Genomic DNA, 26,598 nt, shown 5'->3' on the forward strand with positions numbered 1-26,598 from the left:
TAATCTACTAATTAACTAACGACTACTCCCTTCGCGCTGTCAGATTACCTATATTCTCTGCGTTTCTCTACTCTGCGTCCTCTGCGCCTCTGCGGTTTTTTAATTAAAAATACTTAAAACGGTTGGGTATAAACGATAGAAAAATACAGACCCTTTTCTTGTAAACTGTCTTCATCAAGTGAATCCACAGAAACTAAAGGAATACCATAGTCAAACCTGGCACTTAACCTATTGCTTTGCCACAGCAACCCCAATCCTATAGAGGCAAGATTGCTAGGATCGGGATCGGCATTACCAGAGCTATTCCAAACAGTCCCATAGTCAACAAACGGAGTTATTTGTAACACACCTCCTACCTGAGGTACGCGCAAAATTGGATACCTCAACTCAGCAGAAGCCGAAAAGGCATTATCAGTTAACAGTAAGTCTTGGCGGTAACCCCGTACTGTACGTTGTCCCCCTAAACCAAACTGCTCTAATGGTACCAACGCCCTGTCAGCTAATTGAGCATCTGCACTGATTAACAGTAGGGTATCTGGAGCGAGACGCCGCACCCACTGCGCCTGTCCTCGCCAGGAAAAAAAGCGAGCATCCGGTGCATCCTCGTTAGTGGTAGCATTGAACACATCTAAACCAAAACTAAACTGCGATCGCACGGCAAATACTTGTCGGCTACTACGCTTGGTCCAATCTTGAAAAAACCGCAGTATGGATAGGCGAGTATTTCCGTCATCAGACCCTGGTACGGGAAATCCCACCCGTCTCGCAGTCAAAGGGGGACCCAAAAAGTCAACTTCACTTTCCCGACGTGATGCTGTGAGTCCCAGAGCAAATTCTTCGTTGGGGGTTTGCACGATTGGTTGACGGAGTGTCAAAGAAAAGTCTTGTGAGGTTCCCTCAATATCAAATCTGTCAAAAGGGTCTTCAATAACATTACTATTTGTGTAACTATAGCCAAATTCCAGCGTCCCATTATAGGGATTGATGGGTAAGGTATAGCGAGCATCGACATCGTTACTACCTTCGGTGTTGGTGTAGGAGACACTTAAACCATCTCCCAATCCCAGTAAGTTAGCTTGGTTGAGTTGGATTCGCCTTTGAAAGCTACCAACACTAGGGGAACGATTGTTGTCTAAGGAAATTTGGGCTGAGAGTGTCTTTGCTTCTGTCACCCTGACATCTAGGACGTTAGTACCAGAGGTTGACCCCGCTGCAAGTTCCGCAGAAATATTTCTAATGAGCGGATTCAGTTGGAGCAGTTGCAGTGCTCTGAGCAATCGATTGACGTTGAGGGGTTTGTCAGTGGCGATTTGTATCCGACTGCGGATATAGTTGGGGTTTAACCGCCTCAAACCTCGCACTTGTATATTTTCTAACTGACCTTCCAAAACCTGAATTGTGACAACACCTCCTTTCTTTTTGAAAGTTTGATTGGCTGGGATGACAGCTCCGGAAGTAATGTAACCTTCATCGCGGTAGAGTTGGCTAATTGCTTCAGCAGCTAGTTGTAGTTCAGCAACGGAGGTAATCGGTCTATTAGTAAATTCTTTAACTGTAGCAGCTAAGCGATCGCTACTGAATACAGTACTGCCAATCACCTCAAAGCGTTCTACTATGATGGTTTCGGGAAAGACGTTGGGAACTGTTTCAGGAGTGTCTGGTGTTGGGCTGGGAGTTGGAAATAACTTTTCTGGGGGTGGGATGACAGGGGGTGTTTCCGGTGCGATGGGAGGATTTTCTTCTTCAGGACGGCGGAATATATCTGCAGGAGGTTGGGTTTGGGTAATTCTGTTCTCTGGCTGGAGGAGTTGAGGTGTCTGTGCAAACAACGGCTTTTGGTGCAAGCTACTGAATAGCAGGAGGGTGGGTGTGAGTAAGCTGGGTAAACCTCTTTGGTAATAGAAACTCAAAAACCTTTTATACAGCATAATCAGTAGATGCAGCAGAGTTGGGATAAGGATGCCTAACCAATCTCTCTGGGAACCGAGAATAATAACACTTAGAGTATACTATGAACTTTATTTGTAGAAATTGAAAAAACCTTATGTAAGGATTTTTCTCTGTGTAGAGACGCGATCGCCCTTACAAATGTTCTTTTTTATACAGAAGCGAATTTTCGTCTTTCTACAAAGTCTGTATTCTCAAGGTCATTTTTCATATATAAACCTTATCACTCTTTCAATAAATCTTAAAAAATTATAATCATTATTGCATTTTATGAGTTTTTATTGTAAACAATACAGTATAATTTATTACTTGTTGTGCAGAAATATAGTTAAGTATGTAAAAAACATACAAAAAAATATAATTTTTTCATGAAGTGAATCAGCTCGTTGTTGGAATCTCCGTAGTAAACCACGTAGTATTTTTCGGAGAAGTAAGTGTGTAGGTATTAACCTCACATAAGCAAAATGTCTACCGCAAAAATTGTTACAGCAACAGGCTTGTACCAAGCTGTCGCTCAAGAATGCAATGTAAGGAAAACTTCAATGAGTTTAAATAAATTGAGAAACAACCTCACAAAGACTACAGCCGTTGCTGCAGTTATCGGGATTGCAACTTGTCTATTTCCTGCGATCGCTCAAGCTCAACTAGGATCGCGGCTCCCCCAAACACCGCCAACCCCAGTTTCTGCGAATCCGAATGAAGAGGCAAATGTTCGTCTTATTCAGTTTTCTTTGGATACGTCTGTCGAGGATATCAACTTAGCTCCAGACTTAGGAGAGTTCCCTGGAGCTATTCAAAACTTTAGAGTTGATAGTGAAGTGGACGACGTTCCCGACCTGTTTATTCCGTCTGGAACTTTGAGGACATTTAGATTGACGTTTAATGCTAATAATGAAGTAGATCCCATAATAGTAGACTACTCGAACCCGGACAACATTGACAACATTACGCTTTTCGACCTCTCCCGAGATGGTACTTCTAATGAGTGGTTGAGGTACGATGTTACATTTCCCGACAGCCCTGCAACATTAACTTTGTTCCTTCCATCCAATGATCCTGATGATACTAATCTGATTGATTCGCTATCCGGTTTCAATAATTTTTCAAGCTCAAATCCAATACAAGCAGTGGTAAGTCGTCCCGATGTTGGTAGAGTACAAAGTAGAACAGCAAAAATTGTGGAAAGCAACCCTGACCTTGAGAGACAAAGCTTAACCTTTGCCACTGTCCCCGAACCTACTGCTACAGCTAGTCTGCTTGGCGTAGGAGCTTTGGGTGCAGTAACACTGCTGAAGCGCAATAAGCGTTTGCAGAAGCCTCTTTAACTAGGTATGAGTTGATAGCAAAAGCGGGAAACCTGAAAAGCTTTACCCAAACCTCATCCCCCAGCTTCTAGCTAGAGGATGAGGTTTTGCAAAAGAATTAATATTAATAAAACTCAATAAAAAATGATTTCAAAACCTGATAAATTTTGGGATATGTTTCAAATATTAAATTTTAATTACTCATCGTACATTGGTTTCCCAAAGTTGTTAAAGAGATAACGTCTAAAGCGCCCACCCAAAAATGATTATTTTATCTTGCCGTTGGTGATGGCAGGTATAAAAAATTACGCAAGAACACCAAGAAATTCTTCGCGCCTTTGAGTCTTTGCGCGAGATAGAAAATGGCAAGCGACTGACTCAAAATGCTCTGCCCAAAGATTGCAAGTTTTGCGCTTACAATTCAAAGGAGAGTGACTCTTGTTAAAACAAGTTGAGTCGTGTTTCCTCCACCAAATAGGATTTGGTGGAGGAAACACTCCCAGGAGATTTTAGATGAGGAATTTGTTCAAGTAACTGAACAATATTAGGTTTTGAGAATGGTGAAAATCCAACTTATGAGAATCTGCCCATCCCGGTTCTGGACGTTTAGTGGAAATGTCTTGTTTTGGCTGTTAGCCTCATACCCCGTAACAGCACAAATTACCCCAGATACAACGCTTCCTGTCAATTCCACCGTTACACCTGAGGGGAACATTAGAGTCATTGAGGGAGGTACTCAACGGGGTGGCAATTTGTTCCATAGTTTTCGGGAGTTTTCGTTTTCCGTTCAAACTAGTGGTACTACTGGAGACACTGCCTTTTTCAATAATGACTCGGCAGTGACAAATATCATTACGCGGGTAACAGGTGAGTCAACTTCTAACATAGATGGCATTATCCGAGCTAACGGCAGCACTACCAATTTGTTTTTTATCAACCCCAATGGCATCATTTTTGGACCAAATGCCCGTTTAGATATTAGGGGTTCGTTTGTAGCTAGTACAGCCGATAGTCTGAGGTTTGCTGATGGCACGGAATTTAGCGCGACCAATCCTCAAGCTACCCCGGTGTTAACAGTCAGTGTTCCTCTAGGGCTGCAATTTGGTTCAAATAGTGGAGAGATTGTTAATCGATCAACTCCTCCTGGTCTGGAAGTTGCTAGCGGAAAAACCTTGGCGCTGGTAGGTGGTAATGTGTCTTTACAGGGCGGCAATTTAACAGCAAGTGGAAGAATTGAGTTAGGTAGCGTTGGGACGGGTTTGGTTAATCTGACTGAGGTTCCACAAGGTTACGATTTGGGATATTCGGGCGAGCAGAACTTTCTGGATATCGATCTCTCTGGTGGCGCACAGGTTAATGCTAACGGTGCGAGCGGCGGCAGTATTCAAGTACGGGGTAGGAACATTAATCTTACGGGAGGTTCCGCAATTTTTTCTGGCACCTTAGGTGCAGGCACAGGAGGAACTCTGACAGTAAACGCGGCTGAGTTTGTCAACTTGAGAGATGGCACTGAATTATCTACTTACACTGAAGGTACTGGGTCTGCTGGCAACTTAACACTCACAACTGAGAAGCTAACAGTTGAAAGTGGTGCTAGAATTGCTTCTGCCACCTTAGGTGCAGGCACAGGAGGAACTCTGACAGTAAACGCGGCTGCTGAGTCTGTCAACTTGAGTGGAGACGGCACTCTATTAACTACTTACACTGAAGGTACTGGGTCTGCTGGCGACTTGACAATCAAAACTCGGACGCTAACAGTTAAAGATGGTGCATCTATACAAACTTTTACTCAGGGTTTGGGTCAAGCAGGAGATTTGCTGGTAACAGCAACCGATGCTGTAGAACTGTCAGGAACAACAACCGATGGTAGACCCAGCGGCTTGTTTGCTCAGGTCAGACCACAAGCAACAGGCAATGGTGGAAACCTAACGGTTGAAACTGGACGACTAACAATCCGAGATGGAGCAAATATAAATGCTTCAACTTTTGGGGCGGGTCGAGCCGGGGATGTACTAGTGAAAGCAAGTGATATAGAACTACAGGAGGTGGGGACAACACCTTCTAACGGACGATTTTCTAGTAGTGGCATTTATACTCAAGTCGAACCGCAAGCCACAGGCAATGCAGGCACAGGAAATCTAACCATTGAAACCCAACGGCTAACTGTCGAGGGCGGAGCAAAGATATCCACGGCTACCTTTTCAAGGGGAAATGGCGGGGAATTGACCATAAACGCCACAGCTTCGATTATATTAAGCGGCGCTTCAGAACGTGCTACAGCCTCCCCTTTGGATACTAATCGCAGTGGCATTTTTGTTTCTGCTGAAGAAGGCGCTACGGGTAATGTGGGAAAATTGACTATAAACACTGGACAGTTGACTGTTGAAAATGGAGCCAAAATATCAGCGGATAATATAGGTTCAAGTCAAGAAACTACCCAGTCCGCTATAAATGTTAGGCAGTTATTTATTCGCGACGGAGGGCAGATCAGGTCAGGCTCATTTGCTTCTGGTGCAGGCGGAACGTTAAGTGTAAACGCTACCGAGTCTGTTTCTGTTATCGGTACAACAACCATTGATTCCACACAAGTTCCTAGTACCTTGTCTGCCGCAGCTACAGCTTCTGGAAAAGCTGGCAACTTAAATATTACAACCAGAAGATTGAATGTCCAAAATAGAGCAGAAGTGAGTGTGAGCGGCACAGGAACGGGATCGTCGGCTGGCAACTTGACTATTACGGCTAACGACATTCGCCTTAACGGAGGAAGACTCAGTGCGACAACCAACACCGGAGAAGAGGCGGCAAATATCAGGCTACAAAACGTAGATCTATTGTTGTTGCAAAATGGAAGTCTGATTTCTGCTACAGCTTCTGATGATGCCAACGGGGGGAACATCAATATTAATGCTGCCAACGGTGTTGTTGTTGCCGTTCCTGGGGAAAACAATGATATCATTGCTCGTGCCTCTCAAGGTCGGGGTGGCGAAATTAACATCACCGCCTCTGGTATCTTCGGCATTGAGGAGCGAGAGCCAACATCACCCCGTACCAATGACATTAATGCTAGCTCAGATTTTGGCTTACCAGGTACAGTGATTATCAACAGACCGGAGGTGGAACCAAACGAAGGGTTGCTGGAACTGCCCACAACCGTAGTAGATGCCTCCGGGCTAGTAGACACTGGCTGTGCTGCCTTGGCTGGTGCAGAGGGTAGTACCTTTTTCGTCACCGGACGCGGTGGATTGCCACCCAGCCCTGACGAACCCCTAAGTACTGATGTTCTGTGGTCAGATACTCGCATGGACAAGACTACAGCACAGCGATCGCAAACTGTCACCACTGCGCCTGCTGCTAAGACTAATACACGTGCGATCGTACCTGCGACTGGTTGGGTATTTAACGGTAAAGGAGAAGTTACTCTCATTTCCCATGCCTCAGGTACCACTAGTTCGGCGTCTACTTCTGCTACCTGTTATCAACAGTAAAAAACAAGCTTACGGACAGTGTTTATGCAAATCATTCGAGCGATCGTTGTTTCGCGCAACTAACAGAAGCCATTCCTACACTATTAGATGCATCAGAAATGAGAGTGACATTTCCTTGATTATCAAATACCCAACCCGTCGCGGGATTGATTTTGATAACATCTGATTGAGGCTGTAGTTGAGTCACTGGTTTTTTCAGACTCTGCTGTTGTGATGTCACGGCAGCTAAGCGAGTATCAGACCAGACAACATCAGTACTGAGGGGTTCGTCAGGACTCATTGGTAAACCACCGCGTCCGGTAATAGTAAACTCACTCACGTTTTCATTAGCAAAGGCAGCACAGCCAGTGTCTACTAGCCCTGAGACATCAACTACAGCTGTAGGCAGTTCCAGCAAGCCTTGGGCTGGTTCAACCTCTGGTCTGTTGATAATTACTGTACCAGGGAAGCCAAATTCTGAACTGGCATTGATTTCACTGATATATTGATATTGATTTCTCCAGCATTCCCTGTATTACTTGTACCACTAATTATGCCCGCGCCTTCAATCTGAAAAGAATTTGCGGAAATATTGATTGTGCCAGCGTTCCCCATGCCAAATGTTTGAAAATTTAGCAAAGCTCCATTTTGGAATTTAAAAGAGTCTGAAACATTGATATTAATTGTGCCAGCATTCCCTGTATTAGTCGTGAAGCTATTGACTTGAGAACTATCAATCAGCAAAGAGTTTGCACGAATGCTGATGTTTCCACCATTGCTGGCTCCAAATGTATTAGTGTTTATACCTGATTCATTTAAAAGTTCCAAAGAACCTTCAACGTTAATTTTGATTTCCCCTGGTGAATTGTCGTTAAAAATACGACTCAGTATACCACCTTTGCTTTCCATCCTTAGAGAATTTGCACGAATGTCTATTGTCCCGGCCTTCCCTTTTTCACTCTTTGCGTCAGTTTGTATACCAAAAGACTTCATTATCATTGGGCCTGCAACGTTAATATCGATCTCTCCAGCATCTCCTGTGCTTCCAAAGTCTGCTTGACTACCCATCCCTCCATTTTCTAACTGCAAAGAATTTGCTACTATGTTGATTCTACCTGCGTTCCCTTGACTATAAGTATTCGTATTCAGACCCGCTCTGAATGTCAAAGAGTCTGCATTAATTTGGATAACTCCTGCATTCCCCGTGCTCTGTTCGTTTGCAGTGCTTACCCCACTGTTATTCTCAACCGTCATATTTTTGGCGTTTAGTCTAATGATTCCGCCATTCCCTGCACCATAGGTATTAGAGCTGATATTAGATTGATTGATAACTAAAGAGTCGCCTTTTATACTGATTCCTCCCCCATCTCTGTTGCCCTGGTTATCAGCTAGCACAAGCGATCGCTCAGCCAGACTGATGTTCCTACCTGCGATCGCAATCTCCCCACCACCATCTCCTGTCGTACTTACAAACGATTTTCCTGAAACCTGAATGTCGCCAAAACTAGTGATATTTTCATCACTCAACTTCCAAGGTTGTTGAAAGTTTACAGACCGATCGCTGCTAAACTTTGCCCGGATTTGACAAACAATCCCTCTCTGAGGGTGTCAACTCTGCCACGGGGTAGCTTAGTAATCTCTTCAATATCATGTCCCACTCCCTTGAGTGTAATGGTTCCTGGATTGGAACCAAATTGCAACCCGGTTGGAACGCTGACTGTTAACAGGGGAGTTGCAACAGAAGACGTTGCACTAAATACCGTGCCATCTTCAAATCTGAGACTGTTAGCAGTGCTTGCAATAACCGAACCACCTATATTTAATCGGGCATTATTACCAAAAACAATTCCATTGGGATTGATTAAAAATAAGTTCGCTGTGCCGTTGGCTCGAATCAATCCATCTATATTAGAGAGCGATCCACCTGTGACCCTGCTAATAATGTTTTGAATGTCAACAGTATTATTAAATCTTGCTTCGTTACCAATAGGAACGGAAAACTCTTGGAAACTGTGGAAGAGATTATTGCCTGCTTGTGTTCCGCCTGTAATATTGATAGTGCTCCCATCTGGTGTGACGATAGAATTATTAGGCAAAGTACTATCAGGAGTGATTTGAGCAACAGCGCTCGTTGCCCATAAAGCACCGCTTACCACCATCCTCAATACACAACCAAAACGCACGCTCGCCATAGCAACCCCCAACGCCTGCTCGCAGTACAGCCACTATTCAGTAAACCATAACTGACGGCGGTTGCTTATGTCCTATGTGTTTCTTAGTTTTGGTTGACACTCAGCGTCTTCCCGATGTTGCCTGCGATTGAAAAGAGTGATACATAGTATCTTCTGGAGCAAGACGAATAGCTGTGTTATAATCTGCCATTGCTTTTAATCTCTCCCCGACTTCGTAGTAAAGTTGACTGCGCCAAAGGTAGAAAAGGGCGTTGTCAGGAAGGAGATTAATCGCTTGGGTATAATCCTCAAGCGCTCCATATTTATCTCCTAAATGGCTGCGACGAAAGTTAGCCCGTTTAGTGTAAAGGTAAGCATCTTGGGGATGAATGCGAATAGCATTATTCAATTGAGCCAGCGTTTGGTCATCTTTTTGTTTAATTTCAAGGTATGTAGCAGAACCAATCTGTGCATTACCCGATATGGTGGAGTCTTCCCTAGCCTTGGGCAAATCTTCTTTTCTATACTGAGAACCTGTAGTGCTTGAAGAAGGTTTGCCTGAGTTGAGAGCTTTACACACTACACAAACAGTTGAGCTAAGGGCGAAGATAACTCCAGCGGCAACAAGTATTCCCGCGAGATCGTACCCGATACTTTTATCAGAGTGGTAAAAGTAATTTGCACCTTTACCGAGAGAATTTTCTACAACTTGAGTGGATTGTGCAGACTGGAGAGCACTTGTAGCTGCTAGCCCTGGTACATTCAGCACTAGTCCTGTAGCAAGGATTGTTTTCTTCATGATTTGGTTGACTCCACTCCAATGCACAGATTTTTCTTATGGTAAATTATTGGTAACATAAATAAAAGTAATAATTTTGATGGAAAAATTGTTTAACTATACTACCTAAGTATACTGACTTCTCCTTGGCGGCGAAGCACTTTGTGTACTTTTAGATTGCGTTCATATTTCCTTATACATTCCCACCTTGGAGAATTACAGAATCGGGCATTTCCTGCGTCTGACGCTGCTGATAACCCCATTTCATCCAGTCAGTAAAAGCTTTGATTGCAGCAGCTAAAGCATCTCGAACGTTTGCTAGAGCCTAATAAACCGTATTTCCCTCAATAACTAGTTCTGGTAGTAGGGGATCGCCGCAGGCGGGAGCATTGCAAGACTTGGGTGGAAAAATGTTATCCGAGCAGTATTTTCACGAGACTCATAACATTCTGCTATATTATACAGAAAGTATAAATTTAGTATATTATCTATATAATGTCAATCTACTTCGAGTTTGACATTTTAGCTAATAGGTGAATATTGGAATAAATCGGAATAATCGCTATATAATAGATAAAGAACGATTATTCGGAAATTATGCCATATATTACACCTCAAGAGGCATCAAGAATTACTGGGTTTCATACAAAAACTTTAGCTAATTGGGCAGAAGAAGGTAAGATAACTTATATTAAATCTGCATCTGGACATAGACGTTACGATCTAACTACTCTCAAGAAAATGATTGGGGAAGATGAGAGAGCAGTTGTCCTGTATGCTAGAGTCTCTACTCATTCTCAAAAAGCTGATTTACAGACTCAAATTGACTTTCTCAGAATGAATTGCGGCGAGAGCGAAGTCATTTCAGAAATTGGTTCAGGATGAAATTTTAAACGACGTAAATTACTCTCCATCCTAGAGCGAGTAATCAAAGGGGAAGTTAAGGAAATAGTAGTAGCTTATCATGACAGACTTAGCCGTTTTGGATTTGATTTGATTGTTTGGCTATGCGCTCAATTTGATTGTAAAGTTACCGTACTGAATGAGTCTAAATTATCTCCACAGCAGGAATTAGTCCAAGATATCTTGACAATCCTACACTCATTCAGTGCTAAGCTGTATTTTCTCCGTAAATACGAGAAAAGCATTCGTAAGACTGCTGTCAAGGAGTCTACTCAAGATGAAGATTCTGTAAAGCTGGCTGATATTTCTGAAAAGGACAACTAGAGATGGTATACTATTGATAGTTGCTAATAAAAGGAGGTGATGACGAGAATGGCAAATAAGAAAACTCGGAGAAAAAAGGGACATATTGAGTCTCAAAAAACAATTAAGCTATGGGTAGTAGATGATGTGTCATACAAAGACAATATTGCCAATTACATTATCTCTACTCACAAGAAGTACGCAGAAGTTACTAATTTTTATGCAGACATTCTGCTCGCCGATCTCTCCTTACTCGAAACCAGATCCGATGACTTATATGTCGTTCTAGAAGGACTAACAATTAGAAACAAGAATCGAGCAGAAGTTCAATTTCCCATGCTTGATGATGTTCCATCTGATATGCGTCGGGCTTGCATAAAGAAAGCATTTGGAGTTGTTAAGTCTTGGTATTCTAATTACAAAAAGTGGGAAATTAAGAAAGAGAAGAAACTAGCGCTAGGCAAGAAGTTTACCGATAGACCCCCAGTTCCGCCTAGAGATTATAGTCAAATGCATCCTGTCCTTTATTCTGGGATGTACAAAGACTTCGATGGCACATCCATTGTTCTAAAGTTATGGACTGGTACATCGTGGGCATGGATTAAGCAACCTATTAACTTGAGCGGACAATCTTTACCTAATGGTTGGAATTGGGGTTCACCAACTTTAGTTTTAAAAGATAAACTTCACTTGCACTTTCCCATTATCAAACAAATACCAAGTCCAGGAAAGATTAAAGAGCAAGCACAAAACCCAGATGGAATCACTATTTGTTCAGTTGATTTAAATCTTGATGGTACTGTAGCAGTAGCAAGCATTCTAAGTTCCGACGGTACGGGCAACGTTGAAGAGTTAGCCACTCTGTTTGTGAATGGAAACGACGCCATCCAACATCGTAGGAAGCGCGAACTCGGACGTATTGCTAAAGCTTACTCACGTACTAACAAAGGTTTTGGTAGTACTAAAGAAGGTGATTGTTCTCAACGGTTCAAAAAAATAAAGAATCGAGATAATTACGAATCACATCGTATTAGTAAACGGTTAGTGCAGTTTGCACATAAGCATGGAGCGACAGTTATAGTATTTGAATGCTTGACAAATTTAAAACCAAGCAAAGCAAAATATAGCCGTCGTAGCAACCAAAAACGTGCTTATTGGCTCAAGTCAAAAATCGTTAGCAGAACTAAATACAAAGCTTTCCAAATGTATGGAATTCTTACCTCTTTAGTTAGTCCTAAAAATACCAGTAGAGAGTGTGCATACTGTCAGAGTAAAGTTTCTAGGCATCAGTTGCAGTTAACTAACTCCTCTGCCTTTCTGCTTAATCAAGTCATACTTCAAGTAAATCTTGGGGAAGTTATTTATTTGAATGGTGCGCCGCATTACCTATGTCTTAAAAATGCCAATCATCAAGGGAATGCCGACTTGAATGCATCCAGAAATGTTGGGTTAAAGTTCCTACGCAGGTACTTGAAAAACCCAAAGATAATGACGAAAAGCCCCGTGAATGGTGCATTCCATAAGGGAACCATTCCATTGGTCGTCTGAAAAGGCGGGGTTAGGTTAAAATCCATCGTTGCTCGGCGGCTCCTTGCTTTGATTTTAACTTAGGGTCAGTGGCGCTACCCATCTGGTTCTAAAGACTTGAAACTTTTATAAGGGCTGAGAGCAAGCCTCTCAAATGCTGAGTTTAAGCGGATTCAAAGAGCCAGAGAAAGAGTTGGAAATTTTGATTTAAGCCGTTATTTCGGAATTATCCCAATTTCCCGTGTCACGATAGCAAAAGTCAGTCAAACAAAGAAAAGCACGGCATTGATTTCATTGAAGCGCAGGTGTTATGGAACGATACGAACAGAATCGAGATTCCTGCCAGAACGCAAGACGAACCAAGGTTCTTGGTCATAGGCATAATCGAAGAAAAGACATGGTCAGCGGTGATTACCTACCGTGAAGAACGAATACGAATCATTTCGGTAAGGCGTGCTCGAAAAGAAGAGGCGGAGATTTATGAAGGCAGAAGAATTTGATGAGAAGTTCGATAGGAATGAAGACGTGACCGAGTTTCTAAATCTGTCCGAAGCAAGGCGTCCGGGACACGAGCAGAAACGGGTTAATGTCGATTTTCCGCTATGGATGATCGAGGCATTGGATCGCGAAGCCAGCAGACTCGGCGTTACTCGTCAATCCATCATAAAGGTGTGGCTCGCAGAGCGGCTTGAGCGTAGTGTACACTACCTTTCTTAATTTATTGCAAATAGTTGGGAACGCAGAAAATTTATAGTTTTAGTCGGTCATGAAGTTCAAGATTCCCGTCTTTCTAAAAAGACGGGAATCTGACCAAAGAAGTAAAAAAAAGTTAATGTAAAAGCCTCCAAACCATAGTACTTATTATGTATTAATCAATATTTTATGTATTTTAATATCCATGCATGTTATTAGGACTTACGCACTGTACAAATTGACCATCATATGCGTCTATGAATAATGGTCGTTTCAGACTTGTAGGGGCGCAAGGCATTGCGCCCCTACGCTAGGTGATGATGGTTCGCGTTCGTTTTACGATTTGTACCATCCTGGGCGTGTTTGGCCACAACAAACTCTCTTAGAGTGGTTAACGCAAACTGGGTTTACGAGTATTCGCACACACAAGGATGGTTGAACAGTGTTTGTATCCGCTCAAAAACTGTAATTTAATATGAATAAATTCAATTATTACGATCGCATTGCACAAATTTACGACCAAACACGTTGGTTAACAGAATCAGTGGCGGAAGAAGTAGCAGACTTTATTCTCGATCTGACTTGTGCAACACTTGAGGCATCTTTTCTAGAACCGGGAGTTGGTACAGGTTTAAATGTTCTTCCTCTTGTCAAACGTGGTTATTCAGTAACAGGAATAGATATCTCTGAAGAAATGCTGGAGCAGTTCCGTCAAAAAATCAATGGCACTCCTTCCAATTTAAAATTGCTCCAGAAAGATGCCTCACAATTACCTTTTCCAGACAACAGTTTTGATGTTATATTAACTGTTCACATGATTCATACTGTCTCCGATTCGAGAGCATTTTTAGATGATATCGATCGCGTGCTGAAACGTGAAGGCTTTTATCTCAACTGTCAATGGATAACTCCACCAAAGCGGAAAGAGTTTGAAGGTTATTTTCGAGCAATATTGTCCAAGTATGAAGGTGACAAGCAAGAATCAAAATATGTAAATCCAATCATCCAAGAAATAGACGTGGATAACTATCTCAACAGCAAAGGATATATATCAAATTATTTTATTGCAAAGCAATGGGCTGTTAATAACACTGTTGAGGAGCTATTAAATTTCTTCAAATTACGGGCATATGGCTTTTGTTGGCAAGTATCAGATGAGATATTTCACCGGAGTCTAAATGAGTTTGAAGAGTTTTGTGTTGAACATTATGGTTCTCTGGAAACGGTTCTCTCTTCTGATGCTAAATTTGAAATCTGGGCTTATAAAATGAGGTGAAATTAGCAAAAAGACAAGGGACTTTGTATCACCTCGTTCCTGGGCTGCTGCCTGGGAATGCCTCACCAGGAGGCGGAGCCTCCTTCGTGTATGGCGAGGCAGTTGAGGCGCAAGCGAAAGCCAACAAAGCGGACAAAATGTTGGGTTTCGTTCCTCAACCCAACCTACACATTACAGAAGTCGAATTTACCCCCCTTAATCCCCCCTTAGAAAGGGGGGAAGCCAGATTTCCTGTTCCCTCCCCTTTCCAAGGGGAGGGCTAGGGTGGGGTAAAACATCAGCTCAAACCTTCATACTTTATATTTCATCATTTACACTTGTATCTAATCAGGAATGGGTAGGAAAGGCGACATGGCAGTAGAACAATTACGCCGATACAAAGAATATGGGGAATCTGTACTTCAGAGTTTAGATTTAGTATCGCAAAACCCACCTCCCAGGGATAACTGGGTACCAACAACCATTCACGAGAGCATTCAGCGCCTTCAGCAATCGGCTAAGAGGGTAGTAGAACTTGCTTCTTCTCCCGTTAAAATCGGTATTATGGGAGAATTCAGCAGTGGAAAAACATTGCTTTTGGGCAGTCTCATTGGTTATGCTGATGCTTTACCCGTAAGTGAAACCCCCACAACGGGGAATGTCACTGCAATCCACCTCGTTCAACAACCAGACTTACAAACTACGAAAATCAGTCAGTTTGCAGTTGAATATCTTTCTCACGAAGGTGTGAGAGAGTGCCTGTGTTATATGCTAGAAGAAGCAGAACAACGGTCAAAAGCTGCCAATTTACCAGCATCAGAACTTGCTCTTTTAAAAGGTTTGTACCCCACATCTCAGGTTGACAGTCACGGGATTTTAAGATGGTGCGAGCAAGCGTGGAGAATTCAAAGTTTGGAATTAAGATCTCTCTTACGAGAACTCGTGCTTTTCGCTCGTACCTATAGCGTACTTGGAGAAGATATTTGCGGAAAAACCTACCAGATTGATAGTACTACCGCTCATAAAGGGTTAAGGTTGGCTGAGCCACCTATGAATATTTTAGAACTCAGTTTTGACCAATTACCTCCACCTCCGAAACGTTGGGAAACTTTAGCACAGCCATCAGCCAAAGATTTACGAAGTAGCTTTTCCCTAATCCGTCGCGTTGATGTGACGGTTGAAGTGTCAAAACAAATTTGGGATTTATCATCCCTTCAGGGGACAAATGAATTTATTCTGTTGGACTTTCCAGGATTGGGTGCGGCTGATTCCGGTGTCAGAGACGCCTTTTTGTCTCTGCGGGAATTGAGAGACGTACAAACTATTCTGCTGCTCCTCAATGGACGATACCCTGGTGGCGTCACTGCTACAAAAATCCGCAGTATGTTGGAACGGGATAAAGGACAAGACCTGAGAGATCGAATTATAGTTGGTGTGGGACGCTTTAATCAAATTCCTCTGAGTGGGAGTGATGAGCGATCGCTCGACGATCTTTTAGATGAACCACTCCTGTCAGAAGAAACCGTCCTCGAACAGCTTAACATTCTCAAACTGATCGTTGCTAGCGCCGGTAATTTGACGACTGAGAAAAAGAATATTGTCTTACTGTCACAACTGTACGGACTCACCAAACTAGCAGAACAGTCCTCTTTACTACAAGTTTCTTCCAGAGAGTTTTTATCCGAACTGGATAAACCAAACAAACCAGATGAACTTCAACTGCGAGAGAAATGGCGACAGCTTGCAGAAATGCTACCACCTTCAAGTTACTTACACAAACAACTCAGCAATTATGCTGAAGATGGCGGTATTAATAAGTTGCGTTCTTTACTAAAAGAACACGTAGCTTTACATGGAATGAAACAACTTGTCGAAGATACAAAAAAAGCATCTGAGGCTTTGAGAAAAGAACAAAACAACTTCAAAAACCTATTAGAAGATATTCCCGCTTACATACCAGTCGTTGAAAGCCCCATTTTTCTCACCTTACGAGAAGCCATAGAAAACTTAGTCACCACCTACAGACAATTCCAAGAAGACTTAGACAAACAACCCATTTTAATTAATCGCAATCACGTAGCCGTTAGCGATATTGTCAAAGATGAGCTAACAAATAAAATCTTTTTTGAATGGAGCGAGTGGACATTACTTTTTGACAGAACGAAAAATGGAACTATTGTTCTGACAGAAAGTGAAAGCTTTTTTGAAGAAGATGAAGTTGATGATTCAATCCCTACAAAAAGTGATGATTTCTACCCAGCATTTGTACAAACCATTCAAGATATGCAAGCCTTTGCTCACGATCGCACCACAGAAGCCGTGACAGACTTGTTTGGCAAACTATCCACAGATGTACAACAAGAAAGAGAAAAACTCAGCCCAATTTTGTTACAAGACAAAGAATCATCCATTGAGCAAAAATTTGGGAGAAGCCAAGTTCGCTTATTCAGAAACCTGCTGCGTGCGATCGAACCCGCTCAAAGATGGCAAAACCTAATCATTCAACATAGCGGGCTAGCAGGAGATGCAGTTCCCGTTCATGCAGATGCTTTATTCCCCCTAGCACGTAAAGACGAGCGCCATCAAAATGGTCAAATTTTTGATTGGAGTCCAGATAAAAAATTCATGGTTTCTCCAAGACCATTTAACCACCAAGTTGCAGTTTTAAGACTGCGAGATGAAATAACTGCGAGTGCGGGATTGCATTTAGTACAATACGTCAGTCAACTCACCAAGCAAGTCAAAGTGTCTTTCTCCAAAGCTTTAAAAGAAATTGTAGACAATCTGCAAGAACTTTTAAAATCCAAGCACGAACCCCTGCTACGACATATCGCCTCTGCAGAAACACAAACCTCAGCCTCCATTCCACCTTGGTTGGATACTCTATCCCAAATCCCAACAATTTCTTATCCAGAGGAAATTTAGATGGAACCAACAGTGGAACAGTTAAAAACATACTGGCGTATGTCAGTAAATGCAAGCAATCTACTTTAGCCCATTAACTTAGTTAGACTAGATGGAAGAAACAATCGCATTGTCATGCTTGTTGCGGACACAATACAAATAGAAATTTATCCCAACGGAAAGGTAACTGTTCAATGACTAAACTTAATTACAATGCTATGTCCGATAACGACTTGCTAAACTACGTTAAACAACATCCCGAAGATAATGAAGCTTTTTACACATATATTGATAGAAAACGTGCTGCTAACCCCAATCCAAAACCCATGTCAATAGAAGAAGCCGAAGCTGAATTGCAACGGCGAGTTAGTCAGCATCAGGCTAGCTAGTACGTAGGGTATTGCTAACCAAAAGCTTGATATAGTGCATGAAAGCTTCAGGAAATCAATAGCTCTCTCACTTCTTACCTCTGCGTACTCTGCGCCTCTGCGGTTCAAAAGTAATTTATTTAACCGCAGAGGCGCTCCAGAGCACAGAGAGAGGGTGAGCAATGCTTATCAAAAATTTGATATGGTGGGCAATGCTCACTCAATTCCCATTCAAAATCTAAAATCTAAAATTCAAAATCTAAAATCCAAAATCCACGCATCACAAAAATGTCAGTCAAAATCGAACTATTAAATCGTTACCAACTACGCCTAAAAGACGACGATCTTTTACTACTACCCGTTGTTGAAATTAAACCAACTGACAACTTTAACTTACCTCACATTTCCAAAATTGATATCTCTGTCACTGGAACACCAGAGGATTTGGCACAACAGATACAATCGGCTTATAAAAGTGTCAAGTTTAGTACAAATAAACTACTTAAACTGGCAACTCCACAACGATTAAAGCAAATAGATTGCAGGTGGGATCGAGCTTTATCAATGGGTGTCAACTGTATTCTATTGGTTAGTGTGGAATATTTCGATTCAGATGAAATTGGTAATCCAAAACTGTCTGCTACAAAAATTGCTGTATCTGAATGCAAGATATGGACTAGCGCACCTGTCGAAGAGACAGAAACTAAAATTTCAACCCCACTGATAACACCACCACCTCCAGGACCTTTTTTTAAATCCGAACCAATACCAGAAATGCAAAAGCCAGAAATTTCCTATCCAGGTTGGTTTGCCATAGATTTTGGTACGTCTAATTCTACAATTACACTGTACGATCCTAAAGTGATTGTAACTCCAGATAGTTTTCCCAACGAGCAAGAAGCAAGGTTGCGGGAACGGATGGCATCATGGTTGAATCACCGCCCTGTAGATAATATACCGGGTATTAGTCGGGATGCATGGGAACAAGAATGGCAAAAGTTTCTGACTGAACTGAGCAAAGATTTGAAAGAAATGAATTCTGTCACGCGCCACAATTTGGGGGATCGACTTTTTCGGGGTGTGAATAATCTTGATTTGTTAGAAACTATCCGGCAAATTGAAATTGGTTTGAGCAAACGTCTGAGTTGGTTTCGTCGGGCTGCAAGCAAACGTTTGAATCAAATTTATCACGAAGTTTTCCGCGTACCTCCCTTAGAATGGCAAAGTTTAATACCAGTAGAATTAGATAAGGATCGCCGTCTGAATGAAATTTCTAGCGAGCTAGAAGTTTCTCATTTGGAACCATCTCTACCGCAAAATAACCGGGTAAAGGTGAAGGTGGTTTTGGGAGAACAAGCAAAGCAGCACAGACTGGATGCTATTAGGAATGGCGAAGAAATTGAAGGGAGGTTCCTACATTCTCCCAAACGTTACTTTGGACAAGAACGTTCTTTCCAAATTACACTGAATGGCAACTCTGAAAGCATTGAAGTTAACAAACTCCTTCAAGCTGCTTATGCTCAACTTATAGAGTTAACTGAGAAGTACCGCCAACGTTATCCCGGTAGGTGTTCTGAAGGAAAATTCTACCGTGCTGTCGTGACTTATCCAACAATTGCTTCACCGTTTGTACGTCGTGAAATTGAAAAGTTGGTGGGACAATTGGATATCGAAGATGTGCAGATGGCTTACGATGAAGCTGTATCAGTTGCTCTCTTTTTTCTTTGGCGGGAATTTGGTGGCGATCTCAATGTCGGGATTGAGTCTTTTAAAACCCGTTGCCGTTATAATGGGGACAAATGGTGGCAAAATGTCCTGGTTTTGGATATTGGTGGCGGAACGACGGATCTGGCGCTGATTCGCTTAACTTTAGAAGAAATTAACCCCTTTGAGCCAGGAGAAGATCGGGGTGATGGAGGACGATATTACAAACTAACTCCTAAATTACTGGGTTCTTCCGGTCATTTGCAATTGGGTGGAGAGTTAATTACTCTGCGGTTGTTTTTGTTGTTGAAAGCAGCGATCGCAGACTGTTTGCTGACGGCTGTTGTCCGCGAAAGTCTGGACAAGGATGTTTTAAAAGTACAACCGGAAGAATTAAGCGATTACTTCTTAGATAATGGCAAATACCTACCTGGTAGTTTATTAGCTTATGTCGATCGAGAAATTCGAGAAGGTGATGCTTACAAAGACGCATTAAATGCTGCGGAAAAAGTGATTCCCACTCGTTGGAAAAATGCTTCATCCCGCGCCCAAACTTTTTACACTCTTTGGGAACACGCAGAAAATGCCAAAATTATACTCGGTCAAAAACGACAAAAAGAGACTCCCGAACCAGTGTTTGTGCTCAACGGGCAAAAAATCTTTGAGTTGCTGCAACAAAATGATATTCAGTTACCAAGTGAGGCGATCGATACCCTCAGCGTAACCCTGACAGTGAAGCAATTTGAAAGAGCAGTCTCTCCTGTCATTCGAGAAGCGATCGGTATTGCTCAAGGTTTAATCGAGAACGCCTTTGGAAGCAAATCACCCGAACCTCAAAATTCCCAAAACCACAAAGAGCAAGTCGATTGGTTTATTTTATCAGGAAAAACCTGCAATCTTGAATTAGTCAGTCGAGAACTTTATCAAGTTTTTAGTAAGTCAGATTATTTTGTTTGGAATGACGAGCGAGTCACCTTTGAACCAGAATATACAAAGTTGGCAACTTCCGCAGGAGCTTGTTTTGCTGAGAAAATTAGACAACTTGGGTTCTCTCCTAAAGATTCAAAAGAATTGTTGCGTAGAGGAGCAAACCAGCTTTATATAGATGTTAAGAATTTATTTTACTTCCTACCGTGCTCCTTTAAAAGAGAAGTCATTGGAGGAAATTTAGATCCCATTTTCCAAGCAGGACAAGAACTTTATCAACTCCAAGCTAATGACTCTCTCGCCAGATTTCGTAGTAGTTGGCAAGGGATGCAATTAACAAACAATATTATCCGTCAGGATTTTGAAAATATCAAACCTCAACTTTGGGGAAGCTACAATGGGGAAGCGCTCAGAAGAAAACTAGAGATGAGTGAGGAAGATTTTAAAAACCTCATCAAAGTTCAGTTTGAAATCAATCAAAAGCTTGATATTGACTTGCTCCTTTGCCAGGGCGATCCACACTACTTAATTCCGATTAATATTCCTTGCTTAGATGCAGCAAAAGCGATTTCAACATCAACAGTCATTTCCGATGATTGTCAAGTCATTTGTGATATTGCTGTTAACGTTGCTGAATCGGCAAATGCTTTAAAAACAGATGCCCACACTGTAATTTTTCAAGCTCAGAAAGACTACAGCAACGATTTAAGAATCTTTCATTATAATGAGGGAGAAGTACAACCGCAAGGAAAGGGATTAATTACTGAATTACCTGCATTTCCTGCCAGTGGAAAACACACTTTTTACTTTCAATTCCACAATCCACAATCCAATAAATGGGAACTCATCGGTCAATTACCAGAACCAGAAGTAAAAACCGAATATCCCTGCCGATATTACGTTTCTTTAAATGAGAAAGGTATTCTGAGAGTGCATGCATTTGAAGTGCCTTACCTAACCTCATCAGATTCAAATTGTCTCAAACAAGAAGGATACGTTTTTCGGGATACCCTCCAAGCCCAACCTAATGATGTGAGAGCAGAACGCGATCCCTTCTCTGGAGAACATTAGATGCGTGGATTTTAGATGCGTGGATTTTGGATTGATTGATTTTGGGTTTAAATGGAGGAATTATGCAGCACCTCAGCAAGTTATTGGAAATTGAAAACTCAAATTTAGCTTGGGTACTGCGATTGGGATTGCACGGACTGCGGACTCAATTACAGGAAGCATTAAAGATGGTGCAGAGCGATCCGGGAAACACGGTATGTGAGGAGTTGCTGAGGGAATTGGATATCCTTTTGGAACTGGCAAATACACAGCAATTAACTTATGAAAAAACTACTGCACCTGAAAAAGAGGATGCCTCCTGGGAAGATGTGTTGGAACCAGTGGCAACTGACTCGAAACTCAGACCAATTTATGAACCTCTGTTGCTTGACCGAGAATTCATAAATTATATCGGTCAGTATAAATTTTACAGTACGAGTGATACCGATTTATGGCATGAGGTACAAAATCTGCTACTGCGAGTTCCAGAGAAATTAGCTCATACTTGGCGAGAGTATCTTGTAAAAGCACTGAGTCAAATTGGGGCTATCGAGGACAAGGAACTCTACTCATCTTTACCCTTCACTCGTCATGAATGTATTTATCCCGGTTTGAGTGGAAAAGTCAAAGCTCCTGGATTGTGGTTTTCAAATCGAGTTGGTTTTGATTCAAGACTTATGGTGGAAAGGAGTGGAGGGGAACTCGATTTTCTTGCAGGAGTTGTTTCTACTTGTCTCAAATTTATTGAAACCGATCCGTGTGTCAATCATGCGCTGAAAAGTGTAGATAGATTTGGGATTCGATCTTTGAGTTTAGAATCAGAAAAATCTAAGTACATCACTGCACTCGTCGATCGTTTTCGACGCGTCCAAGCAACTGCTGAAAATAGCGATCCGGCGGTAGCATTGCGTGCGAGACTGGATTTAGATGAAGCAATCCACTCATTAGTTTACTTGCCCTGTAGCGATCGCTTCTCTTGGTGGGGTAAACTGCAACAAGAAACACGGCGCACTCTTGACCAAGTGGTGGAAAAAGCACGCCAAGCCGGACATCAGGTACAGATTCGCCCGTTGTGGGGAACCTACGCCGATGTTTTCAACTGGTCTAAAGATGATTTGCAACTCGATATTGGCGGTGTACCGGGGGAAGTCTCTGCTTGTTTGCGAGTTTACGCCAAGATTGATGATGAAGTGCTTCCAGGGCGAGTGCTTTTCCGGTCATCTTAGTGGAAAAATACACCTCGTTTCTCGTTCCCAGACTCTGGCTGGGAATGCAGTACAGCAGGCTCCGCCTCGCGTGTGGACTAAATCAGGAGGCGGAGCCTCCCTCAAGGCATTCCCAGGCTCCGCCTGGGAACGAGGTGATATGCTCCGCCTGGGAACGAGGTGATATGCGGAGCCTGAGTTACAATAACTCATTAACCTTTTCTAATTGCCGCTTCAACTGAAAAACTAAGAATCCCACAATCCCCCACTGACACAGAATAGCTATCAAAATTTCCATTGAAGACAGTGAGTGGTTTCCGGGATATAAAATAATAAGTGGTGCAGCCACTGAGAACAAGAATGGAAAGAAGTTGTTTGGCGTGTTCGCACCATACATGAACCCGATGATGACTGGTACTACGATCGCTGTAGTCAGTATACCTATCGTCCAAAAAATCCTGTATCGATTTTTCATGAACAGCATAAATTGTGCTAAGGCTGCATAAACCATAGCTAAACTACCAGCTATAGAAAGAGCAAAAAGAGGGTCAATTCTGTGAGGATTTTTTTCAGGATGTAGTGAAAGTAAAAGAATTAAAGGAGTTATCAGAATAACTGCATTTAATGCGATCGCAACCAATGCCGGACTTTTTTCTCCATAAATCAAATCGCGAACTGACGAACGTTTCCAGGAACTATTATCAATAAAGCTTTTTTTGTAGCGCATCCAATCTTGTAGTAATTGGCGATGGGGTACAAGGAAAGCTATCAGAAATAAAAATAACCATAAATTTAAGAACAAAATGTACACAATACTATCGCGCAATCCCGACCAATGGTAGTATGGACTGGCAACAACGTCTTGCCAATTAGCAAGCCCTAAAGTGCAAACGGCAAAGTATACAGTAAGCCAATAACTTTGTTGCTTGCTAAGTATAGTGGAATTTGGATCGCGGAAAAAGCGCGATAAACCTTGCCAAATAAAATAAGCAAGAACACTGTAATTAAATGCAAGACAGATAACAACAGTGACAAAATTAGCTCCTAATGGAAATTTAAACCAAGAAAACTTTTCCCATAAATCAATGCTTGTGAAAAAAGAGCTTTTCTCTAGATGAGGAATTAAATAAAATGGGTTAAGACCTTTTATATAAGCAATAGGAGAATCAGTCGGAGCATTGGCAAACCAGAGTCTAGTTATAATGAGAAAGCCAAGAACTATACCACTTGCCAACCAAGCTTGAAAACTGCCTAACCAAGATCCAACTAAACCAAAGAGTAAGGCTCCACTGTAATAAAAAATACAGGCAGCTAATACAAGAGCGTAAAAGCTCAGAATTGACAAAAAGGGGATTTTTGCTTCTAATCCCGACCATAAGTGTAATGGAACTGTCAGGGCTACTGCAATATAGAGCAAAATAGGAACACCTAACAGTTTGCCCCACAATACATTTTTTGGTGATTGAGGGCTGAGTCGAATAAAGTTGAGAGTTTGTCGCTTTTGTTCTGTTGCTAAATCGCTTGTTAGCAAATAGGTTCCTACTATCAAGAGGGCAGCAATAACAATAATACTCAGCCATGTGAATATGTCCTGCCAGAAAAGCTCCCAATTGATAAGATAATAACGACTCAAGCCATCGTGCAAACACCTATAGTCTGTGGTATTTTGAGTTCCCGTGCAGTATGGAGAATAGTTGGAAGAGATAGTCACGCGATTCGCTGGTAGCTTGACTGCAAAAAATGTATACAGGACAAGTTGGCTGAGTAAAGAGGTTGAAATTGCAAGTAGGACATTTTGTATTTTCAACCGTCCTTTAATCTCTCTTAAAAGTTGAGGATTCCAGTCACCTATTTGGCTCAAGAAGATTTTGAATCATATAAATTTTTAGTTCTTGAATTTTACTAGATCCCCAATTTCTTAGAGGATGTTTGAAAAGTTACGATTGATGTATTAAATATTTTTTACCCCCCCTAGCCCTCCCCTTTCCAAGGGGAGGAACTAAATTTTTCTTGTTTCCCCCCTTTATAAAGGGGGATTAAGGGGGTAATTCATGTGATTAAAATCACAGCTATCCACTTTTCAAACATCTTCTAAGTCACATTTTTGCAAAATTAACTAATCTTTGACTAACAATGCTTTAGTAGCAGATTCTCCCAAAATCTTGACTTCCTCGAATAAATGCCAAATTAACAACCCTAAAATTGCTAATTCTCCCAACCAAGCTACAAAAATTACAGGTGTCGAACTAAATTCCAAACCAGCCCATGGGAAAGTAGACAATAACCAAAGAGTAGGATGAATAGAAGGGGTAATCTGTAAGATGGTTAGAGTAAATTGAGGTAAGAAAAATAGAGCAACCACAAAACCAAACGCCCATAAAAAGCGTTTTTTCGTTTTCATAAATAACGCTCTTTGTACGATCGCAGCACAAATCATCATCAAAGTGACGAACATAGCTACCCCTAAAATTAGGTTTAATCTATTAACTTGATTAATCCACAAATTTAAATTAGAAGTCTGGGGAGTATTTAAAATAGGAACTAGGAAAAGCCAAATGACAACTGGAGTCGATGCGATCGCAAGACAAATCAATGCTGCAACGAGTATCGGGCTTTTCTCACCCCAAATAAGATCGGTTAGCCAGAAATTATTTCTCACACTTTGCTCGCCAGAAACATTTTGGTGTCGATATCTTGCCCAATCTTGTACGGTTTGGCGATGAGGTGAGAGGATTGCAAGGAAACCAAAAAATAGAATTAGGTTCAAGACTAGAATTAAGCCAAAATTCTGAGTCATTTGATAATTTACATCGTAAAAGCTAACGCAAGCACCTTTTGGAGGACAATAGTGGGAATAATTTTTGGTATACTGTAAGGTAAATCCCCAAAGAAGAACTTGAGTACACGCGACTAAGAAATAACTTTGACCTTTACTGAAGAGACTTGTATTTGAGTTACGGAAACAGCGTGTCAATCCTTGCCACAAACAGTAAGTTCCCAAACCATAATTTAATAAATGCAAACTCACTAAGCCTAGGAGATTTTTTCCTATAGGTAGATAGAAAAACTGCACTTCTTGCAGCATCTCCCACTTATATCGATAGAGGATAAAGTTTGGAAAAAGGTATGCTGTTATGTCAAATGGGCTAAAGAATTTAATCCAAATACCTGCAGAAGTCACATATGGACTAGACCATAGCGACTGCATTGTAATTATCAGGAATAGTAAAACTGCACCGCTACCTAACCAAGGTTGAAAGCCACTAAACCAACGGAAATATAAACCAAAAAGTAGTGCAGCGCTGTAGAAGAAAATACAGCACGCGATCGCGACTATCCAAAAAATCAAAATATGACTGGTCGCTATATTAGCACTTCGTCCTGCAATGAAATGAAAGGGCAATGCACTTAAGATGACCAGATAGACTAATATTGGCACTCCTAACATTTTGCCAATCAAAACACTTGTTGCTGGCTGAGGGCTGAGACGAATAAAATTGAGAGTCCCTCGTCGTTCTTCTGTAGCTAAGTTGTCGATGAGTAAATAAGTGCCTGCGACTAACAACGCAAAGATAAAAACTACAGTAAGTGTAGAGAAAATATACTGCCAGTGGTCGCGCCACCACATTGGCATATTTAATTGCTCTATGGGACAATACTGATTGGATAGCTCGGAGACTTTCTGTTGCAATTGGTCAATTTGCAATTGTAATTCAGTAATTTTGCTTTTTCCAGAAGGATGAATTTTGCTATGTTGACTGATTTGCTGATAAAGGTTTTCTATTTGCCGATTAAAAAGCTGCCTTTTTTCTAAAACTTCTGGACGTAAAAAACAGTATTCCCCTTCTGTTGAATAGAATTCAGTCGGGATTTCCCGTAATTGGTAGAGAAACAATGTGAGTTGACCAAAAAGGGATACGGCAATTGCGATCGCAATATTAAAACCCTTTAAGCGTCCTTTAATTTCTCTAAAAAACTGTGGGTTCCAATCACCCAACTTACTGATTAAATCATTCATATTTTGGATTTTGGATTTTGGATTTTGGATTTTGGATTTTGGATTTTGGATTTTGGATTTTGTATTTTGGATTTTGG

Annotated in this window: 18 protein-coding genes and 2 pseudogenes; 13 read left to right on the top strand and 7 right to left on the bottom strand. The window is 41.6% G+C overall.

From position 1 onward, the window contains the following. Nucleotides 1-113: 113 nt before the first annotated feature. Complete coding sequence (locus F7734_RS24295; RefSeq protein ID WP_155747071.1) at nt 114-1,928, bottom strand: ShlB/FhaC/HecB family hemolysin secretion/activation protein; 1,815 nt, start codon at nt 1,926-1,928, stop codon at nt 114-116. A 483-nt stretch (nt 1,929-2,411) separates the two neighbouring features. On the opposite strand from F7734_RS24295, the gene F7734_RS24300 reads away from it, so the two are divergent. Together F7734_RS24300 and F7734_RS24305 are read left to right on the top strand one after the other, a co-directional pair. Continuing rightward, nucleotides 2,412-3,272: a PEP-CTERM sorting domain-containing protein gene (locus tag F7734_RS24300; RefSeq protein ID WP_155747073.1), complete on the top strand. Its 861-nt coding sequence runs from the start codon at nt 2,412-2,414 to the stop codon at nt 3,270-3,272. Between the two features lie 536 nt (nt 3,273-3,808). Then, nucleotides 3,809-6,736, top strand: a complete 2,928-nt coding sequence (locus F7734_RS24305) for a filamentous hemagglutinin N-terminal domain-containing protein (RefSeq protein WP_155747075.1) — start codon at nt 3,809-3,811, stop codon at nt 6,734-6,736. Between the two features lie 31 nt (nt 6,737-6,767). Here F7734_RS24305 and F7734_RS24310 read toward each other — a convergent pair whose 3' ends face one another. The 4 genes from F7734_RS24310 to F7734_RS24325 all read right to left on the bottom strand — a co-directional run bounded on the left by F7734_RS24310 (nt 6,768) and on the right by F7734_RS24325 (nt 9,685). Further along, nucleotides 6,768-7,133: an S-layer family protein gene (locus F7734_RS24310; RefSeq protein WP_155747077.1), complete on the bottom strand. Its 366-nt coding sequence runs from the start codon at nt 7,131-7,133 to the stop codon at nt 6,768-6,770. A gap of 35 nt (nt 7,134-7,168) precedes the next feature. Further along, nucleotides 7,169-8,242, bottom strand: coding sequence for a hypothetical protein (locus F7734_RS24315; protein WP_155747079.1), 1,074 nt, complete (start codon nt 8,240-8,242; stop codon nt 7,169-7,171). A gap of 20 nt (nt 8,243-8,262) precedes the next feature. After that, nucleotides 8,263-8,907, bottom strand: coding sequence for a filamentous hemagglutinin N-terminal domain-containing protein (locus tag F7734_RS24320; RefSeq protein ID WP_155747081.1), 645 nt, complete (start codon nt 8,905-8,907; stop codon nt 8,263-8,265). A 100-nt stretch (nt 8,908-9,007) separates the two neighbouring features. Continuing rightward, nucleotides 9,008-9,685, bottom strand: a complete 678-nt coding sequence (locus F7734_RS24325) for a hypothetical protein (protein WP_155747083.1) — start codon at nt 9,683-9,685, stop codon at nt 9,008-9,010. Nucleotides 9,686-10,261: 576 nt separating this feature from the next. Between F7734_RS24325 and F7734_RS62200 the strand changes: the two genes are divergently transcribed. From F7734_RS62200 to F7734_RS24375, 11 genes and pseudogenes are all read left to right on the top strand, one after another. After that, complete coding sequence (locus tag F7734_RS62200) at nt 10,262-10,549, top strand: MerR family DNA-binding transcriptional regulator (RefSeq protein WP_207714194.1); 288 nt, start codon at nt 10,262-10,264, stop codon at nt 10,547-10,549. Nucleotides 10,550-10,567: 18 nt separating this feature from the next. Then, nucleotides 10,568-10,891: pseudogene (locus F7734_RS62205) on the top strand (recombinase family protein); the annotation flags it as partial. Between the two features lie 48 nt (nt 10,892-10,939). Next, the gene (locus F7734_RS24335; RefSeq protein WP_166482114.1) at nt 10,940-12,418 is read left to right on the top strand and encodes an IS200/IS605 family accessory protein TnpB-related protein; all 1,479 of its coding nucleotides are present in this window, start codon (nt 10,940-10,942) and stop codon (nt 12,416-12,418) included. A 239-nt stretch (nt 12,419-12,657) separates the two neighbouring features. Continuing rightward, nucleotides 12,658-12,897: pseudogene (locus tag F7734_RS24340) on the top strand (BrnT family toxin); the annotation flags it as partial. Beyond that, complete coding sequence (locus F7734_RS24345) at nt 12,878-13,114, top strand: CopG family antitoxin (RefSeq protein ID WP_155747086.1); 237 nt, start codon at nt 12,878-12,880, stop codon at nt 13,112-13,114. The pseudogene F7734_RS24340 and the gene F7734_RS24345, both read left to right, overlap by 20 nt. A gap of 451 nt (nt 13,115-13,565) precedes the next feature. Continuing rightward, nucleotides 13,566-14,366: a class I SAM-dependent methyltransferase gene (locus F7734_RS24350; protein ID WP_155747088.1), complete on the top strand. Its 801-nt coding sequence runs from the start codon at nt 13,566-13,568 to the stop codon at nt 14,364-14,366. Further along, the gene (locus tag F7734_RS24355) at nt 14,363-14,629 is read left to right on the top strand and encodes a hypothetical protein (protein ID WP_155747090.1); all 267 of its coding nucleotides are present in this window, start codon (nt 14,363-14,365) and stop codon (nt 14,627-14,629) included. The genes F7734_RS24350 and F7734_RS24355 overlap by 4 nt, the downstream gene beginning before the upstream one ends. A gap of 88 nt (nt 14,630-14,717) precedes the next feature. Then, entirely contained in the window at nt 14,718-17,270 is a 2,553-nt protein-coding gene (locus F7734_RS24360) for a dynamin family protein (RefSeq protein ID WP_207714195.1), read from the top strand. A 173-nt stretch (nt 17,271-17,443) separates the two neighbouring features. Then, nucleotides 17,444-17,638, top strand: coding sequence for a hypothetical protein (locus tag F7734_RS24365; RefSeq protein ID WP_155747094.1), 195 nt, complete (start codon nt 17,444-17,446; stop codon nt 17,636-17,638). Between the two features lie 267 nt (nt 17,639-17,905). Beyond that, nucleotides 17,906-21,319 carry a molecular chaperone gene (locus F7734_RS24370; RefSeq protein WP_155747096.1) on the top strand — a complete coding sequence of 1,138 codons (3,414 nt, stop codon included), beginning with the start codon at nt 17,906-17,908 and terminating at the stop codon, nt 21,317-21,319. 62 nt (nt 21,320-21,381) lie between these two features. Continuing rightward, the gene (locus F7734_RS24375) at nt 21,382-22,524 is read left to right on the top strand and encodes a hypothetical protein (RefSeq protein ID WP_155747098.1); all 1,143 of its coding nucleotides are present in this window, start codon (nt 21,382-21,384) and stop codon (nt 22,522-22,524) included. Between the two features lie 178 nt (nt 22,525-22,702). Here F7734_RS24375 and F7734_RS24380 read toward each other — a convergent pair whose 3' ends face one another. Together F7734_RS24380 and F7734_RS24385 are read right to left on the bottom strand one after the other, a co-directional pair. Beyond that, complete coding sequence (locus tag F7734_RS24380) at nt 22,703-24,364, bottom strand: hypothetical protein (RefSeq protein WP_155747100.1); 1,662 nt, start codon at nt 24,362-24,364, stop codon at nt 22,703-22,705. Between the two features lie 255 nt (nt 24,365-24,619). After that, nucleotides 24,620-26,521, bottom strand: a complete 1,902-nt coding sequence (locus tag F7734_RS24385) for an ABC transporter permease (RefSeq protein ID WP_155747102.1) — start codon at nt 26,519-26,521, stop codon at nt 24,620-24,622. Nucleotides 26,522-26,598: the final 77 nt, after the last annotated feature.

This window comes from Scytonema sp. UIC 10036 (genome assembly GCF_009725235.1).